Origin of the sequence: Halonotius sp. GCM10025705, from assembly GCF_042662885.1 — an archaeon.
Classification (GTDB): domain Archaea; phylum Halobacteriota; class Halobacteria; order Halobacteriales; family Haloferacaceae; genus Halonotius; species Halonotius aquaticus.
Genome location: NZ_JBHSZD010000001.1, coordinates 1,498,930 through 1,515,686 on the forward strand (window position 1 = coordinate 1,498,930; position 16,757 = coordinate 1,515,686).

Genomic DNA, 16,757 nt, shown 5'->3' on the forward strand with positions numbered 1-16,757 from the left:
TCAACGCCGACCGCAGCAGCGAGCTATTCTACGACGACCAGCACGTCACCCATATCGACGCTGTCTCCCTCGTCAACCATGATCTCGGTGACGGTGCCGCCGCGTTCGGTCACCACGTCGTTTTCCATCTTCATTGCCTCCAGCACACAGACCACGTCGCCGGCGGCGATCTCATCGCCTGCCGCCACGTCGACTGAGAGGATTGTCCCCTGCATCTCAGCGGTGACGGTGTCGCCGCCCTCGACGCTCACCGCCTCGTCCTCGTCGTCGCTGTCGGCTTGCGGCGGGCGATCCATCCCCCGCTGTCGTCGACAGCGACCGAGCCAACGTCGATCGCCGGCGTGTCGTGTGCTTCGAGGTTGACATCGAAGCGTTTGCCGTTGACCTCGACGGTGTACTCGCGTTCGGTTGGCTCCTCGTCACCGTCGCTGTCGTCGCCATCGGTGTCGTCGCTGTCGCCGACATTGCGTGGGCCCCACTGGGAGACCGCTTCCTCGATGCGGCTGTGATCCAGTTCCTCATCGAGGTATTTTGTCGTATGCTCGCTGTTCGAAAAGGCCTCGTCGGTCAACATGAGGCGGTGGAAGGGGATGATCGTGTGGAAGCCCTCGATCTCAAATTCGGCAAGGGCGCGTTCCGAGCGGGTGAGACACTCCTCGCGGTCGCTCGCTGAGACGATCAGCTTCGCGATCATCGAGTCATAATCGCCGCCGATTGCGTCGCCCTGCCGAACCGCGTCGTCGATGCGGACGCCGATGCCGCCGGCGGGATCGTACGTCTCAAGGGTGCCGGTCGCGGGCTCAAACTCGGCGGCGGCGTTCTCGGCGTTGATCCGGAACTCCATGGCGTGGCCGTCGAAGGTGATGTCGTCCTGCGTGAAATCGATCGCTTGGCCGGCGGCGACGCGGAGTTGCCATTTGACGATATCGAGGCCGGTGATCGCTTCGGTGACGGTGTGTTCGACCTGAATCCGGGTGTTGACCTCCATGAAGTAGAACTCGCCGTCCTCAACGAGGAATTCGACGGTGCCGGCGTTGGTGTAGCCGGCGGCGTCGACGCCGCGTTTGGCGGCTTCACCGATCTCTTCGCGGAGGTCGTCGTCGAGAATCGAGGAGGGCGCTTCCTCGATGACCTTCTGGTGGCGACGCTGGAGTGAACAGTCGCGTTCGCCGAGATGGCGGACATTGCCGTGTTCGTCGGCGAGGATCTGGACTTCGATATGGTGGGGCGCTTCGAGATATTTCTCGACGTAGACGGAGCTGTTGTCGAAGTAAGCTTCGCCCTCTCGTTGGGCGGTTTCAAATTGGGCTTCGACCTCATCCTCGCTGTGGACAACCTTCAGCCCGCGACCGCCGCCGCCGCCCTCCGCTTTGATCGCAACGGGATAGCCGTAGTCGTCGGCGACAGCGGTGATCTCCTCGACCGACGAGACCGGCTCCGTCGTCCCGGGAACGACCGGGACGTCGGCTTCCTGCATGAGCGTGCGAGCGTTTGTCTTCTCGCCGAGGGCTTCCATCGCCGCCGGATCCGGGCCGATCCAAACAAAGCCGCTGTCGACGACATTTTGGGCGAATTCGGCGTTTTCAGCCAGAAAGCCATAGCCGGGGTGGATCGCGTCAACGCCGGCTTTCGAGGCCGCCTCAAGCACAGCTTCCTGGTCGAGATAGGAGTCAGCGGCGCGGGCCGGGCCGATATTGTAGGCCTCGTCGGCGTAGCGAACGTGGCCGGCGTGTTTGTCGGCCTCGCTGTAGACAGCCACGGTTCGGACGCCCAACTCCTCGCAGGCACGCATCACCCGAACCGCGATCTCCCCGCGGTTGGCAACCAGCACCTTCCTGAACATTCTTACCGCCCCATTGACCGAAGGGTTACCTGATTCTATCGGTCGATCCCGACGCGATGTAGTTGGTGGAAAACAGGGTACCGGCGGGTGAAACTACTGATCGAACGCAACACAGCGAATCTGTCGAACAAATCTGTCGACGTCGACGGAACCCCGGCGAGGTTACCGAAGTCGATCGAGCATGGCGATCTGCTCTTCGATCCGGTCGCTGATCGTCTCGGTCTCGCTGTCGATCTTGTCGGCGTTGCTGGCGGTTTCATCAACCATCGAGGCAACGGTGCTTGCACTTTGGGCCTGCTCGTCGGTCGCGGCGGCGATCTCGTCGACACCGGCCGACACTTCGCCGACAGCATCCGTGATCTCATCGAGACTGGATTTCGCCTCGTTGGCGCGGCTCATCCCGGTTTCGACCTCGTCGACGCTGGATTCCAGCGTGTCGACCGCGCCGGCGGCGTCCTCGGTGACTCGCTGGACGGTCGCATCGATATCCTCGGCTTGTTCGCGGGACTCCTGGGCAAGGGATTTGATCTCGTCGGCGACGACCGCAAAGCCTTCGCCCTCCTCACCGACCCGGGCGGCCTCGATCGAGGCGTTGAGCGCAAGCAGGTTCGTCTGGTCGGCGATCTCGTCGATCACGTCGGCCAGTGCGGTAATCTCCTCGACGCCCTCGCGGATCGTCCGGATCTCGTCGACAGCCTCCTCGGTCGCATCCTGAATCTCGGACATCGCCTCGACGACCTCCTGGGTCGCTGCCTCGCCCTCCTGGGCGCGGTCGTCGGCCTGTTCGGCAGCGGAGGCGACCTCCTCGGCTGAGGAGGCGATCTCCTGGACGGCCGCGCTGAGATCTGAGACCTCCGCGGAGACCTCCCGCATGTTGTTCGACTGTTTGTGGGCTCGGTTCGAGATCTCTTCGACGCCGTCGGCGACATCTTGGGAGGCGGTGTACACGTCGGCGATCGTGTCGTCGACATCACCGCTAACGGTTGCATCGCTGGCCCCGTTCGTGTCAGCACCGAACTCGAAGGCCCCCTCAGCATCGATGTCAGGCTGGTTCGCTGTCATTGCTGGACGAACGTAGGCTATCGTAATATAGCTCGGGGTAACGGTCTCGGAGCTGATAGAAGCGACGTAGTGGCTAACTGAACAGCATCGGCGTCAGAATCGATCGGCGCGATCCGCGGCTGTCCAGCCGTCCGACGGCGTCGACGACGGGGGCGGTTGGCGGTGACCCCCAGCCCGGACAGCCGGCCGGCAAACTGCCATGACCGCTGGCTTGCGTCTTCACCATCGGCGTCGGCTGCGGCGGCAGCGGCCGCGGCGGCTTCCTGGGTTTGGATGTGGGCACTGATCGCGGCAACGATGGCGGCGGCTTCCTCGTCGCTGGCGGCGGCAAGCCCGTCGAGTGCGTCGGCGTCGATTGCGATTTCCGGCGACATCAGATCGGAATGTTCCCGTGTTTCTTCGACGGTTTCTCCTCGCGTTTCGAGAGCAGCATTTCCAGATCGTCGACCAGTCGCTGGCGGGTTTCAGCGGGCTCGATCACGTCGTCGATGAAGCCGCGGTCGGCGGCGGTGTAGGGATTCGCGAACTCCTCGCGGTATTCGTCGATCAGCTCTTGACGGCGGGCCTCGGTATCGTCGGCGTCGGCGAGTTCCTCCCGATAGAGGATGTTGACCGCGCCTTTCGGCCCCATGACGGCGATCTCGGCGGTCGGCCAGGCGTAGTTCACGTCGCCGCCGATATGTTTCGAGGCCATGACACAGTAGGCACCGCCGTAGGCCTTCCGCGTGATGACGGTCAACAGCGGGACGGTTGCCTCGGCGTAGGCATACAGCAACTTCGCACCGTGGCGGATGATCCCACCGTGCTCTTGGTCGGTGCCGGGCATGAAGCCGGGGACGTCCTCGAAGGTGACGATCGGGATGTTGAACGCATCACAGAACCGAACAAATCGTGCGCCCTTCTCGCTGGCTTCGATATCGAGGGTGCCAGCGTTGACCCGCGGTTGGTTGGCGACGACACCGACCGAGCGGCCATCGAGGCGGGCGAAGCCGACGACGAGGTTCTTCGCAAAGTCCTCGTGAACCTCGAAAAACGAGCCCTCGTCGACGATCTCGTCGATGACCGCGGTCGAATCGTAGGGTTTCTTCGGCGCGTCGGGGACGATCTCGCCGGCCGCCGTGGTGTCGCGGTCGGGATCGTCCCACGGATCGATCCGGGGTGGATCTTCGACGTTGTTCTGCGGCAGGTACGACAACAGACGCGCGATGTTGTCGAGGGCTTCCTCCTCACTTGCCTCGGCGAAGTGCGCCGACCCGGAGGTCGAGGCATGAGTGACCGCGCCGCCAAGTTCCTCGAAGCTGACCTCCTCGCCGGTGACCGTCTCGACGACATCGGACCGGTGATGAACATGTGGCTCGTTTCTTTGACCATGAAAACGAAGTCCGTAATCGCCGGCGAGTAGACCGCGCCACCGGCACACGGCCCGAAGATGCCTGATATCTGGGGGATGACGCCGCTGGCGTCAACGTTGCGCTGGAAGATCTCGCCGAAGCCGCCGAGTGAGCCGACGCCCTCCTGGATTCTCGCGCCGGCCGAGTCGTTGAGCCCGACGACGGGCGCGCCGACCTCCATCGCCTTATCCATCACCTTACAGATCTTCTCGGCAAAGACCTCGCCGAGTGAGCCACCGAAGACGGTGAAATCGTGCGCGAAAACGAAGACGGTGCGGCCGTTGACCTCGCCGTAGCCGGTGACGACGCCGTCAGTGAGGAGCTGTTGTTCCTCCATCCCGAAGGTGTGGTTTCGGTGGGTGCGGAACTGGTCGAACTCATGGAAGCTGCCGTCATCAAGGAAATAATCGATCCGCTCGCGGGCGGTCTTTTTGCCCTTGTCGTGCTGTTTGGCGATGCGGTCTTCACCGCCGCCTTGGCGGGCCTCCGCACGCTTCTCCCGCAGCTCATCGATGCGGTCGTCCATCGTCATCGGCGACCACCAGTCATTGCTATCTCCGACACCGACGGGCGCAAAAAGGGTTCCGCAACCGATTGTCGGCGGCAACAAACGGCCTTATTTGCCTGTTCGCAAAACAGGCGCCTAATGGACGAACGCGCAACCTGGGCGACACGCATCGGCTTCATCCTCGCGGCCGCCGGCAGCGCGGTCGGGCTGGGCAACATCTGGCGATTCCCGTTCTTGACCGGTGAGTCGGGTGGGGCGGCGTTTCTCGTCGTCTACCTGCTGTTGGTCGTCGGGGTCGGCGTCCCGGTGTTGCTCGTCGAGTTCGTCATCGGACGGCGATCGAACCGCAACCCGATCGGGGCCTTCGAACGACTCGGCCACCCCGGCTGGAAGGCTGCCGGCGCGGTCGGCGCGATCGCCGCGTTCATCATCTTCTCGTACTACAGCGTCGTCGGCGGCTGGGTGATCCAGTACGTCGTCGCCAGCTTCACCGGTGGCTACGGCGCTGACGCTGAGGCGTTCTTCCTGAGTACGGCGTCGGGCACCAACGCCATCGCCTACCACGGGCTGTTCATGGCGACGGTCGCCGGCATCGTTGCGCTTGGGATTCGCAACGGACTCGAAAAGGCTGCCACGGTGATGGTGCCGACGGTCGTCGTCTTGCTCGTCGGGCTGGCCGGCTACGGAGCAACGCTCGACGGCGCGGGAGCCGCCTACAGCTACTATCTCGCACCGGATCTCAGTACGATCGTCGGCGACGCCGTCTCGATCCTCCCAGCGGCGGCCGGCCAAGCGTTCTACACGCTGTCGCTGGGGATGGGGATCATGATCACCTACGCCTCCTACATCGGCGAGGATCGCAATCTCCTGCAGGACGCGGGCGTCATCGTCGTCCTCGATACGGTGATCGCGCTGTTGGCTGGATTGGTCGTCTTTCCGTTCCTCTTCACCCAGGGGATCGAACCCGGCGAGGGTGGAGCTGGCTCGATCTTCATCAGCCTCGCGGGCGCGTTCCAACAGCTACCCGGCGGTGAGATCATCGGTGGCGTCTTCTTCCTCATGCTGTTGGTCGCCGCGTTGACCAGCGCGTTCAGCATCTTCGAGGTCGTCGTCTCCTACGTCACCGACACCTTCGATGTCGACCGCGTGCCGACGGCCATTGGGATGGCGGCGATACTGTTCGTCGTTGGGATCCCGACCGCCCTCGATCTGACCTATCTCGATGCCTACGACCTCTTTGCTAACAACATCCTCCTGATTCTTAGTGGGCTGCTGTTGTCGATCTTCATCGGCTGGGTGTACGCCGGCGAGGCAGTCGAAGAACTCGGCAAGGGACGAGCCAGCGATGGCCGGATCGAAGCCATCTGGGTGACCACACTGCGCTACGTGGTGCCGATCGTGCTTGCGATCACGCTCGCGCTGTCGGTGCGGGACTACATCGGGTTCTTGCAGGAATCGTTCCTCTGACGCTAACCAGTAATCCGGTTTTAGAGACGAACAGCCAAACAGGTGAGCAGACTGGCCGATCAACCGCTTACTTGGTGGACTGAAAGGGCGAGGCGCGCTCGGCGAACCCGACCGACGTAAGCACTGCAGGAGTGAACGCAGTGAGCGACGAAGCGCGCAGCGAGGCCCGGGAGCCGAGCGGGTCGAGGGCTTTCAATATCTATTCGTCGTACACAACACCGTATCTGAGCATAATCTAGTAACTGACCCCGACGATTAACTCCTCGACCACCCAGCAAGCGTATGCTCACCGCCGACCGCATGGCAGCCGTCGACGCGAACGCGGCGGCCCTCGGTGTCCCACGCAAACAGTTGATGGAGTCAAGCGGCAACGCCGTCGCCCGCGTCGTCCAAGAGTACGTTGATCCCAACGACCGCGTGATCCTCGTCTGTGGCCGCGGCAACAACGGGGGCGACGCCTTCGTCGCCGCCCGGTTCCTCAAAGACTACGATGTCGAAGTCGCCCTGCTCGGTCACTCCGATCGCATCGGCACCGACATCGCCCGCGAAAACTGGGCGGCCCTCCAGACAGCCGAGATCCCGACGACGACGATCACCGATTCGACCGCCATCGATGACCTCGATCTCGCCGGGGCCGACTGCATCGTCGACGCGATGCTCGGCACCGGCGTCACCGGCGCGCTCAGAGAGCCGGCGGCGACAGCGGCCAGCGCGATCACCGACGCCGACACGGCGGTTGTCGCCGTCGATGTACCCTCTGGTGTCGATGCCGCCACCGGGGAGGCTGCCGGCGACGCTGTCGAGGCCGATCACGTTGTTACCTTCCACGACACCAAGCCCGGACTCGATTCCCTCGATGCCGCGGTGACCGTCGCCGATATCGGGATCCCGTCAGCCGCCGAGCGGTTCGTCGGCCCCGGTGATCTGCTGGGCCGCGAGCGGGCCGCCGAGAGCCACAAGGGCGACCACGGCGAACTACTCGTGATCGGTGGCGGCCCCTACACCGGCGCGCCAGCGTTGGCCGGCCAGGCTGCTCTCCGAGCGGGTGCCGACCTCGTCCATGTCGCCTGCCCCGAGTCGGTCGCCCCGCAGGTGCAGGGGTACAGCGAGAACCTGATCGTCCACCCCTCGCTGGTGAGTTGGTGACACGAAGTGTTGTCGACGACCTGTTGACACGGGCTGCCGGGGTCGACGCCGTTGTCTGTGGCCCAGGGCTCGGCGATAGCGAATCGACCCGGGCGGCTGTGCGCGCGTTGCTGAATGGCTACGACGGGCGGGCCGTCATCGACGCCGACGCGCTGAGCGTCGTCCCCGAGGTTGACACCGACGCGACGCTGATCTGCACGCCCCACCAAGGCGAGTTGGTCGGAATGGGCGGGCCGAGCACCGATGACCGCGAGCAGTTGGCCGACCGCGTTGCCGATTTCGCGGCCGAACTTGGCCACACGCTGCTGGTGAAGGGAGCCCACGACATCATCAGCGACGGCGAGACGACACGGCAGAATCGTACCGGCAACCCCGGGATGACCGTCGGCGGCACCGGCGACGTGCTGGCGGGGGTCGTCGGCGCGCTTCTGGCAACCGAGGAGCCGCGGGCGGCCGCGGCGGTCGGGGCCTACGTGACCGGCCGCGCCGGCGATCTGGCAGCCGACGCCGTCGGCGACAGCCTCGTGGCGACAGATCTACTCGACCGACTCCCGGAGGCGTTTGTAACTGATGAGTGAGCCAACCGACGAGCCGACACAATCGACGACCGATGTGACCGACGAACTGACCCACACCGACGACTCGGGAACTGCCCAGATGGTCGATGTCGGCGACAAACCCGATAGCAAGCGCCGGGCCGTCGCTAAAGGCAGCATCCACCTCCAGGCGTCGACAATCGAGGCGATCGAAGCCAACGACGTAGCGAAAGGCGATGTGCTCGCCACCGCCCGGATCGGCGCGATTCAGGCGGTCAAACACACCTGGGAGTCGATTCCGATGTGCCACCAGATCCCGATCACGAACGTCGACACCGAGTTTTCGGTCGACGACGACCGGATCGAACTTACCATCGCCGTCGAGACGACGGGAAAGACTGGCTGTGAGATGGAAGCGCTGGAGGGCGTAACGACCGGGCTGAACGTCATCTGGGATATGTGTAAGGCCGCCGAAAAAGATGCTGACGGGGGTATCCCGACACCCGGATCGACGAGGTGCAAGTCAGCAGCAAGGAAAAATTCAGTATAGCACTGAATAGTTTATCGCGACGTGATCAGCAGGGTAGAGATTCGTTTTACAGCAGATATAGTGATTGTTTAGAACAATACTATATCCCACAGCCATCCTCGTGTTGCTGAGTTCGACTTCTATTTCGGGTTTTCACGGTAAAATCAGATCTCAGATTAAGACACCACCATCCCAAACTTTTGTATTGTGCATCACAAACAATATTAGTGGCAGGTGTGTATCTTGAGACGATGACAACTGATTCAACCGACACCGAAGCCGGTGAGGGTGAGCCAACGGCTGCTGACTCCACCGCTGGCGACATTCCCGACACGACAGAGGTACTGATACTTGGCGGCGGGGCCGGCGGCTATGTGGCGGCGATCAAGGCGGCCCAACGCGGGCTCGATGTCACGCTCGTCGAGCGAGATGCCCTCGGTGGCACCTGCCTCAACACGGGGTGTATCCCCTCGAAAGCCGTGATCCACGGCGCGGATATCGCCCATGAGGCGACCACTGCCGAGGAACTCGGCATTTCGGCGTCAGTCGATGTCGACATGGAAGGGCTGATCGACTGGAAAGACAGCGTCGTTGCCCAGTTGACCGGCGGCGTCGAGCAGATCTGCCAGGCCAACGGTGTCACCGTGGTCGATGGCACAGCAGAATTCGTCGACGACCACCAAGCACGGGTCAGCACCGACGATGGTGATCACACGGTCGACTTCGAGTACGCCATCATTGCAACCGGGAGCCGGCCGATCGAGCTTCCCGGCTTTGCGCCCGACGGCGAATACATCCTGAGCTCGACCGACATCCTCTCGCGGTCGTCGATGCCCGACGAACTGCTCGTCGTCGGGGCCGGCTACATCGGGATGGAACTTTCGACGGCGCTCACCAAACTCGGCACCGATGTGACGGTCGTCGAGATGTTCGACGACGTGCTCCCGATGTACGACGATGAGATCTCAGCGGTCGTCCGCCAGCAGGCGACCGATCTCGGGGTTGACTTCCAGTTCGGCGAGGCAGCGACCGAGTGGGAGCAAGTCGACGACGGCGTTGTTGTTACTACGGAGACGGAAGACGGAGAGACGAGTGAGTATGCGGCCGACGCGGCGTTGGTCGTCGCCGGCCGGCAGCCAGCCCCTGATACGGTCAATCTCTCGGCGGTCGACATCGACCCCACCGACGACGGCTTCATTCCGACGGATGCCCAGGGCCGAACACCCCACGACCACATCTTCGCGGTCGGCGACGTGGCCAGCGAGCCGATGTTAGCCCACACAGCCATGTACGAGGGCGCGATCGCCGCGGCCGCGATCGCCGGCGACCCCGCAGCCATCGACACCACCGCGGTGCCGGCGGCCGTCTTCACCGATCCCGAGATCACCACCGTTGGACAGACCGAAGCGGACGCCGAGGCAGCCGGTTACACACCGGTCGTCGGGAAGATTCCGCTGGCCGCCAACGGGCGAGCGCGGACGACGGCCGCAACGGATGGCTTTGTCCGGGTCGTCGCCGACGAGCCGACCGGCCGACTGCTTGGCGCACAGATGGTCGCGCCGAACGCCTCTGAGTTGATCGGCGAACTCACCGTCGCCATCAACGCGGGGTTGGATCTCTCGGCGATCACCCAAACCATCCACCCACATCCGACGCTCTCAGAAGCGGTCATGGAGGCCGCAGCCGACGCGCAAGGTGAGTCAATCCACACGCACTAACCACACGACTGCGGCAATGCTGTCGATTACGACCCAGGGGTCAACAGCCGATCACGCAGCGACTCGGCGACCCCAGTAAGATGCACCTGGCCGAACAGCGCGACGAGGAGCGCACCAAGGGAGTTGTAGAGCATATCGACGACCGTATCGTCCAGCCCGTGTTGGGCCAGCGGCATGGTCAGTCCCGTTTCAGCGCTGATCAGATCGAGCGCAAACTCGAAGAGCTCCCAGATCACGCCGAAGGCCAACACGACGATAAACAGGTAGACGAAGACGAACTGCGTGGGGATGTGGATCTCCTCATTGTGCAAGTCGATCACGCGCGCGGCGGTGTAGCCGACGCCGGCGACCAGCGACGCCGACAGCGCGTGGGTCACGCTATCCCACCACGAGAACTGCACGTAGAGCCCGGCCGACCCCAGGGTGTGCAGAAAGACCGCCGTCGTGATCCACAGCCCAAGCCACGGATCGAGTGAAAACTGGTAGTTACGCCGGACGATCGCGGGCAACAGCGTCACTCCCAGCCCGATTCCTCCGTTGGTGATCGCCTTCGGCTGACCAGCATATAAACCATATACAACGATAGCAAATAACAGGAGTTGCATCACAAGCGTGAGTCGTCGCTGCGTCGACGGCGATGGTCGGGGCAACATCATCGGCCGATCACCCGCCGAAGCACACGCCACAGCTGGCGATCACGACGGCTGAAGTAGCCATCAAACAACACGCCGGCGACGATGCCGGCGAGGGTTACGTAGAGCCACTCGATCATCAGCGTCTCATTATCAACGAGGAAGGCGGTGCCGAGATACTGGTCGGCACTCCACCGGAAGATCGTCCAGACGCCGACGACCGCAAGCGTTGTCAACACGACAAGGACGACCGCAAACCAGTGGGTCACCGTCAGCGACGTGAACATATGCAGTTCGACAACGACGAGCAACGCGAGAGCCGCCAAGGAGATGTAGGTCGCAACCGTGCCAACAGTGCCACCAACCAAGCCACGCACGAGAATCGGCAGCAACGCGACGACAAGCAACTCCCAGGGCAGCATCACGCGCCATTCCCGATAGGCGATCGGCGGGAGACAGACAACCGCACCGACAACGGCAACAAACAGGATCCACCGATAATCAAGTCCCAACAGACTCTCAACGAACACGCCAACAAGAACGGCGATCAGCAGCCACGCCAGGCCAGCGTTGTAGCGACCGTCACGGAACAGCCGTTCGAGCGCGTCAGGGATCGCGTCGGCACCCGGTGGCGTAGATGGGGGTGAGGGCATACCCGATCAAAGCCGCGAGATGGCGATAAAGCCAGCGACGCGGGGACAACACGTCAGCGACGTGTTTATTCCGACCCACCACCTCCCGAACGGTATGATGCTGCCAACCCACGCGCTGGTCGGGCTTGCGATCGGCGCGCCGCTGCTGTGGCTGGCCCCTGAGTCGGCGACCGCCGCCCTGGCCGGCGGGCTACTCGGAGGGATCTGGCCGGATCTGGATCTGTACGTCGGCCATCGGCGGACACTCCACTACCCGACGGGCTACTCGCTGGCAGCGATCCCGGCGGTGATCGTCGCGGCCGTTGTTGGGTCGCCGCTTGCGATCGGCCTCGGTGTCGCCCTCGTTGCCGCCGCCGCTCACTGTCAGATGGATCGCTTCGGTGGCGGCCTCGAACTCCGGCCATGGGAGAACACGTCCGAACGGGCGGTCTACGATCACGTTGCCGGCGAGTGGCGCGCGCCCAAGCGGTGGGTGCGCTACGATGGCGCGCCCGAGGATGTGGGGCTGTCACTGCTGGTCGGCCTCCCGCTTGTCGCCGTGGTGCCGCCACTGTTCCGCTGGCTTGTTGTCGCCGCACTCATCACCGCTATCAGCTACGGGCTGCTTCGGCGGTGGCTCGCCGCACTCGCACCGGTGCTCGCCGAGTTCGTTCCCGACCCAGTCGTCGAATACGTGCCCGAGCGGTACCGCCGCGACGATCGGTAGTTCGGATCAATAAATATAATACTTAGATCCATCTAATTTTCATACACTGAATGGAGTCGTTTATCAGTATTGTCGGCACCGCATTTATTCTCCAACTGACCGCCCTCCCCGGCGAGAAAGGACAGCTCGTGATCGCCGGGTTGGCGACGCGGTACAACCCCTATATGGTCGTTGCCGGGGCCTCAACAGCCTTCGGCGGCTGGACGGTCATCGAGATCCTGCTGGGCAACGCGCTGAAGGGCGCGCTACCGGCGGTGTATCTCGATGGCATCACCGCAGGGCTGTTTTTCATCTTTGGGGCCTGGCTGTTGTACACAACCGTTGACAGCGTCGACACCCCGGAAGTCGCCCCCGAAGGCAGTCGGCTGGCTGCGATCCAGTCACGGCTCCCGGAGCGGCTTCATGGATTTCTGCCCTCGTTTTGGTTCATGGTCTTCGGCGAGTTCGGCGATAAAACACAGCTAGTCACGATTGGGTTGGCCGTCCAGTACGGGGCGACGCCGGCGATCTGGATCGGCGAGATGTTGGCGATCATCCCCGTAAGTCTGGCGACCGCGCTGTTTTTCAGCAAAACAGCCCACCGGCTCGACCAGACGTGGTTTCACCGGGTGGCCGCCGGCATCTTCGTGCTGTTCGGCCTCGATATCGTCGCCGCCTACACGATCGGGCGGTCGTTTCTCCCGCTGTGAAGGGGGTCGGTCGATAGTAGCGACGATCAGGCTGATTCGACGGGGGTGAGCGCGGCGGCTTTCGCGCGGGCCTGCTCAACGATCGCCGGTCGCGCGTCAAACTCCAACAGCACCTGATCGCCCTCGTAGGATTCGGTCTCGACGTGAGCGTGATCGTAGAGCCACGAAACAAAGCTCATTGTGTCGTCGGCCATCGGCACCAGCAGGCGTTCGTGTTCCCAATCGGGGAGTTCGGCTTCGACGCGCGCGCGAAGTGCCTCGATATTATCGCCGGTTTTTCCCGAGACGGCGATCGGGTTCGGCGCAAGCGTCGACAGCGCGGCCTGTTTCTCAGCCAGTTCCGCCGCCGAGAGCAGATCGGTCTTGTTGAAGACGGTGAGGATCGGAGCCTCGTTGCGCTCATGGAGGGTATCGTGGGAGGTGACAAGCTTCTCGCGCATCTCGGCGACCGGCTCGCTGGCGTCGACGACGAGTAACACCAGATCCGCCCGGTAGACCGAATCCAACGTCGACTCGAAGGATTCGACAAGCCAGTGTGGGAGATCAGCGATAAAGCCGACGGTGTCGGTCAACAACACCTCCCGTCGCTCCAACTCCGCCCGCCGGGTTGTCGTCCCGAGGGTGGTAAACAACATATCCTGGGATTCGGCGACCTCATCAAGATCGGGATGTTTCTCGGCGTTTTCGTCGACATCGAGTTCGGCCGCTAACTGCCGGAGCAGTGTCGACTTGCCGGCATTGGTGTACCCCGCGAGGGCGACCAGGTCAAACCCGGAGTCGCGGCGTTCGGCGCGTCGCTGGGCTTCCTTCTCGGCGATCGAATCCAACTCGCGTTTGATCGAGGCGATCTGGGCTTTGATATCCTGCTCGCGGCTCTCGTCGTACTCGCCGAGCCCCATGAATCCGGGTCGTTCATCGCGTTTGGCAAGACTCGTTTTCGCCGACGCCCGCGGGAGCTCATAGCGAAGCTCGGCGAGTTCGACCTGCAGTTGGGCTTTCCGGGTCTGGGCGCGCTGCCCGAAGATCGTGAGGATGAGCGTAAACCGATCAAGTACCTCAGTTTCACCGGGGAGGATACGGCCGATGTTGAACATCTGGTAGGGGCCGACCTCGTTGTCGATGATGACCGTCCCGGCGTCGGTGCGGGCGACCAACTCGGCGAGTTCGGTCACCTTCCCCTGTCCGAAGTGGTGGGCCGTATCCTCTTTTCTGGTCTGGGTGAGTTCGCCGACAACCTCGTAGCCGGCCGCTGCCGCAAGGTCGCGGAGCTCAGACAGATCAGCGGTGCCACTGTCGACGCGCTTGGCGAGTAACGCCTTCATCGGTGGCCTCCACGCCGGGCGGCCGCCCCGGTCGGTCAAAGCCGTGGTTACGCACGGACAGTCCAAACCACGTCCATACCAGAGAGTGGGCCGGGAACATCAAGAATCTCTCGGCGAACTCACCGAGTTTTGATATCGTCTTCGTCTTTGATCACCCGTGTTTCGGCCTCGCCGCTGGTGAGCTCGTTGACCATATCGTAGAAATCGTTTTGCAGCCCTGCTGGGAACGTGACGACGCCGACCCACGAGCCGTCGCTTTGCCACTCCTCGCGCTCCAGTTCGCCGTACTGCCGCACCTCGGCCTGCCCGCTGCCGGCGTGGTCGGCCGGAAGCTGTACCGCCATGGTCACCTCATCAAACCGGATCGGGATGACCGGACGGAGATCCTCCAAGGCCTCGTCGACCTGCTCGGAGACGGGCTCCATCGGATCGATCCGGAAGCCGGCCTCCTCAAGGGCGCGTTCGATCCGTTCCGGCGGATGTGGGGCGTCGTCCATCTGTGGGTTGACCGCGTTGCGCGCGATGGTGTTGATGAGCTGTTTGCGCTTCTGTTCCTGCATCTCGCGGCGCTGCTCGGCGGTGATCTGAATCTCGCCGCGTGTGATCACCTCGGGGATGATCTCCAGTGGCTCAGTGGTGTCAAAAACGTCCTCCAGATCGGTTTCGGCTGGGCGATCGCCGCGAGAGGCGTCCTCGAAGACGTCCTCGGCGGCGATCACGTCCTCAAGCTCGCCGTCGAACTCATCGCGTTTGATTTCGAGGGCGGCGTCGGGATCGATCAGTACCTCAAAGCGCGCGCCGTGGGATTCCAGCCGCGCGGTGACTGCATCCTCAAGGGAGATCATACCAGAGCGTTACACCGCGGATCATAAAAACGCTCCCCGCGGGTCGGCCGCCCTACTCCAGATAGCTCGCCCGGCAGTCGTCGGAGCAAAAGTGGGTGTGTTCGATCTGTCCGTCCTCGACAGTGGCGATGACGCGATGAGTCGGGAGTTCGACGATACGTTCGCCGCAGACCGCACAGTCGGGGGCGTCAGCTTCGTCGACGTCCTCCCCGATATCGGATGTCGGATCGACCATATCGGAACAGGTTGGCCTCGGTATGTTAAGCTGTCTACTCGTCGTGACGGATGTTGCCGCTTCGTCACGGCACATCGACCACAACGACCCGTAGATCGTTGACGTTCGTTCCGGTCGGGCCGGTCTCGATGAGCGCGTCGGCCGCATCGAGAGCCGCGGTCGCGTCGTTGGCGGCGAGTGCGTTCCGCCCGACCCCGGGAGCGATCGTCTCGCTGTCGACGATCCCGCCGGCAGCGTCGGTCGGCCCGTCGATCCCGTCGGTGTCGACAGCGGCAACGACTGTGTCGTTACCCGCATCGCTGTCGCCAGCGGCGACGCCGAGTTCGACCGCGGCCGACAGCGCGAATTCCTGGTTCGGGCCGCCAACGCCGTCGCCGTCGACGGTGACAGTCGTCTCCCCGCCGGAGACGACAACCGCTGGCGGGGCGATCGGCTGGCCGCTGGCCTGTATCTCCTCGGCGATCGCGACCTGTGTTTTCGCCGCCTCGCGCGCTTCGCCACGGATCTGCGAGGAGAGAACCAGTGGGTCAAAGCCGGCCTCGCGTGCGCGGTCGGCGGCAGCCTCAACGGCGGTTCGCCCATCACCGATGATCGTCGTCGTTACCGACGCAAAGACCGGGTCGCCGGGTGATGGTGTTTCGGCGATCTTGCCGGCTGCACCGCCTTCGAGATGGTCGGCGACCGCGGCCGGCACGTCGCAGTCGTAGCGGTCGAGTACCGCCCGGGCGTCAGCGTAGGTCGTCGGATCAGCGACGAGCGGGCCGCTGGCGATCGTCGCAAGATCGTTGCCGACGACATCGCTGACAACGAGCGAACACACATCGGCTGGCTGTGTCGCCGCGGCGAGCCGACCACCCTTGATCGCCGAGCAGTGTTTGCGGACGGCGTTGATCTCGTCGATCGTTGCGCCCGAGGCCAACAGCGCGTCGGTCGTCGCCTGCAGGTCAGCCAGCGAGAGCCCTGCCGCAGGAGCGGCCATGAGCGCGCTGCCGCCACCGGTGATGACACCGAGTATCAGCGTGGATTCGTCGGCTGCCTCGGCGGCCTCCAACAGCCGGCGGGTACTCTCGACGCCGGGTTCGCTGGGGATCGGGTGGTCGCCAGCGAGCACCTCGACGCGGTCGGGGTCGACGGGTGTGGGATCGACACCCGCAGGCGAGGCGTCCGGTGAGTCGGTGATAACAAGGCCGCCATCGAGGGCGTCACAGAGGATCGCTTCCAGCTCCGCGGCGACGACAGCCGCGGCCTTTCCGCCGCCGAGGACGGTCACCTCGTCGTAGTCAGCGAGATTGTAACTCGCATCGCCGACGGTCAGCGTCCCGTCAGCCAGTGACACCGCCTCACGAGTCAGTCGCGCGGGATCGGCGGCCTTGATCCCGGCGGTGAGACAGTCAAGGGCAACCTTGTGGGCGGGGGTAGCTGACAGTTGATCGCGGTTCCGGATCACTGTCTCACTACTGTGTCAGACGGACGCA

The 16,757-nt window shown here is 63.5% G+C and carries 12 protein-coding genes and 4 pseudogenes; 6 read left to right on the plus strand and 10 right to left on the minus strand.

Annotated features, from left to right (window positions below):
* Nucleotides 1-23: 23 nt before the first annotated feature.
* From ACFQJB_RS08435 to ACFQJB_RS08450, 4 genes and pseudogenes are all read right to left on the minus strand, one after another.
* A pseudogene (locus ACFQJB_RS08435) lies at nucleotides 24-1,843 on the minus strand (acetyl-CoA carboxylase biotin carboxylase subunit).
* 162 nt (nucleotides 1,844-2,005) lie between these two features.
* Entirely contained in the window at nucleotides 2,006-2,905 is a 900-nt protein-coding gene (locus ACFQJB_RS08440; RefSeq protein WP_120102097.1) for a methyl-accepting chemotaxis protein, read from the minus strand.
* Between the two features lie 17 nt (nucleotides 2,906-2,922).
* Entirely contained in the window at nucleotides 2,923-3,279 is a 357-nt protein-coding gene (locus ACFQJB_RS08445) for a hypothetical protein (RefSeq protein ID WP_379726142.1), read from the minus strand.
* A pseudogene (locus ACFQJB_RS08450) lies at nucleotides 3,279-4,822 on the minus strand (acyl-CoA carboxylase subunit beta). The gene ACFQJB_RS08445 and the pseudogene ACFQJB_RS08450 overlap by 1 nt, the downstream one beginning before the upstream one ends.
* Nucleotides 4,823-4,942: 120 nt before the next feature.
* Between ACFQJB_RS08450 and ACFQJB_RS08455 the strand changes: the two are divergent.
* The 4 genes and pseudogenes from ACFQJB_RS08455 (at nucleotide 4,943) to lpdA (ending at nucleotide 10,200) form a co-directional block, all read left to right on the plus strand.
* Entirely contained in the window at nucleotides 4,943-6,271 is a 1,329-nt protein-coding gene (locus tag ACFQJB_RS08455) for a sodium-dependent transporter (protein ID WP_379726145.1), read from the plus strand.
* Between the two features lie 282 nt (nucleotides 6,272-6,553).
* Nucleotides 6,554-7,995: pseudogene (locus ACFQJB_RS08460) on the plus strand (NAD(P)H-hydrate dehydratase).
* Nucleotides 7,988-8,493 (plus strand): annotated as a pseudogene (gene moaC, locus ACFQJB_RS08465) (cyclic pyranopterin monophosphate synthase MoaC); the annotation flags it as partial. The pseudogenes ACFQJB_RS08460 and moaC, both read left to right, overlap by 8 nt.
* 240 nt (nucleotides 8,494-8,733) lie before the next feature.
* The gene (gene lpdA, locus ACFQJB_RS08470) at nucleotides 8,734-10,200 is read left to right on the plus strand and encodes a dihydrolipoyl dehydrogenase (protein WP_379726148.1); all 1,467 of its coding nucleotides are present in this window, start codon (nucleotides 8,734-8,736) and stop codon (nucleotides 10,198-10,200) included.
* Nucleotides 10,201-10,226: 26 nt separating this feature from the next.
* Here lpdA and ACFQJB_RS08475 read toward each other — a convergent pair whose 3' ends face one another.
* Both ACFQJB_RS08475 and ACFQJB_RS08480 read right to left on the minus strand, forming a co-directional pair.
* The gene (locus tag ACFQJB_RS08475) at nucleotides 10,227-10,856 is read right to left on the minus strand and encodes a hypothetical protein (protein WP_379726151.1); all 630 of its coding nucleotides are present in this window, start codon (nucleotides 10,854-10,856) and stop codon (nucleotides 10,227-10,229) included.
* Nucleotides 10,853-11,485: a hypothetical protein gene (locus ACFQJB_RS08480; RefSeq protein ID WP_379726153.1), complete on the minus strand. Its 633-nt coding sequence runs from the start codon at nucleotides 11,483-11,485 to the stop codon at nucleotides 10,853-10,855. The genes ACFQJB_RS08475 and ACFQJB_RS08480 overlap by 4 nt, the downstream gene beginning before the upstream one ends.
* A gap of 94 nt (nucleotides 11,486-11,579) precedes the next feature.
* Here ACFQJB_RS08480 and ACFQJB_RS08485 point away from each other — a divergent pair, with 94 nt between their 5' ends.
* A complete protein-coding gene (locus ACFQJB_RS08485; RefSeq protein WP_379726156.1) occupies nucleotides 11,580-12,191 on the plus strand; it encodes a metal-dependent hydrolase in 612 nt (203 codons plus the stop codon).
* 50 nt (nucleotides 12,192-12,241) lie between these two features.
* Nucleotides 12,242-12,880, plus strand: coding sequence for a TMEM165/GDT1 family protein (locus ACFQJB_RS08490; protein ID WP_379726159.1), 639 nt, complete (start codon nucleotides 12,242-12,244; stop codon nucleotides 12,878-12,880).
* A 26-nt stretch (nucleotides 12,881-12,906) separates the two neighbouring features.
* Here ACFQJB_RS08490 and hflX read toward each other — a convergent pair whose 3' ends face one another.
* From hflX to ACFQJB_RS08510, 4 genes are all read right to left on the minus strand, one after another.
* On the minus strand, nucleotides 12,907-14,202 hold the full coding sequence (gene hflX / locus ACFQJB_RS08495; protein WP_379726162.1) for a GTPase HflX: 1,296 nt from the start codon (nucleotides 14,200-14,202) through the stop codon (nucleotides 12,907-12,909).
* A gap of 119 nt (nucleotides 14,203-14,321) precedes the next feature.
* A complete protein-coding gene (locus ACFQJB_RS08500) occupies nucleotides 14,322-15,047 on the minus strand; it encodes a ribosome assembly factor SBDS (RefSeq protein ID WP_379726165.1) in 726 nt (241 codons plus the stop codon).
* Nucleotides 15,048-15,099: 52 nt separating this feature from the next.
* Nucleotides 15,100-15,282: a DUF7576 family protein gene (locus ACFQJB_RS08505; RefSeq protein WP_120102079.1), complete on the minus strand. Its 183-nt coding sequence runs from the start codon at nucleotides 15,280-15,282 to the stop codon at nucleotides 15,100-15,102.
* A gap of 64 nt (nucleotides 15,283-15,346) precedes the next feature.
* Nucleotides 15,347-16,729, minus strand: coding sequence for a glycerate kinase type-2 family protein (locus ACFQJB_RS08510; protein WP_379726169.1), 1,383 nt, complete (start codon nucleotides 16,727-16,729; stop codon nucleotides 15,347-15,349).
* Nucleotides 16,730-16,757: the final 28 nt, after the last annotated feature.

What these genes read in the sequence shown, in the direction of transcription:
- ACFQJB_RS08440 (WP_120102097.1), bottom strand. Translation starts at nt 2,905, where the DNA reads ATGACAGCGAACCAGCCTGACATCGATGCTGAGGGGGCCTTCGAGTTC.
- ACFQJB_RS08445 (WP_379726142.1), bottom strand. Translation starts at nt 3,279, where the DNA reads ATGTCGCCGGAAATCGCAATCGACGCCGACGCACTCGACGGGCTTGCC.
- ACFQJB_RS08455 (WP_379726145.1), top strand. Translation starts at nt 4,943, where the DNA reads ATGGACGAACGCGCAACCTGGGCGACACGCATCGGCTTCATCCTCGCG.
- lpdA (WP_379726148.1), top strand. Translation starts at nt 8,734, where the DNA reads ATGACAACTGATTCAACCGACACCGAAGCCGGTGAGGGTGAGCCAACG.
- ACFQJB_RS08475 (WP_379726151.1), bottom strand. Translation starts at nt 10,856, where the DNA reads ATGATGTTGCCCCGACCATCGCCGTCGACGCAGCGACGACTCACGCTT.
- ACFQJB_RS08480 (WP_379726153.1), bottom strand. Translation starts at nt 11,485, where the DNA reads ATGCCCTCACCCCCATCTACGCCACCGGGTGCCGACGCGATCCCTGAC.
- ACFQJB_RS08485 (WP_379726156.1), top strand. Translation starts at nt 11,580, where the DNA reads ATGATGCTGCCAACCCACGCGCTGGTCGGGCTTGCGATCGGCGCGCCG.
- ACFQJB_RS08490 (WP_379726159.1), top strand. Translation starts at nt 12,242, where the DNA reads ATGGAGTCGTTTATCAGTATTGTCGGCACCGCATTTATTCTCCAACTG.
- hflX (WP_379726162.1), bottom strand. Translation starts at nt 14,202, where the DNA reads ATGAAGGCGTTACTCGCCAAGCGCGTCGACAGTGGCACCGCTGATCTG.
- ACFQJB_RS08500 (WP_379726165.1), bottom strand. Translation starts at nt 15,047, where the DNA reads ATGATCTCCCTTGAGGATGCAGTCACCGCGCGGCTGGAATCCCACGGC.
- ACFQJB_RS08505 (WP_120102079.1), bottom strand. Translation starts at nt 15,282, where the DNA reads ATGGTCGATCCGACATCCGATATCGGGGAGGACGTCGACGAAGCTGAC.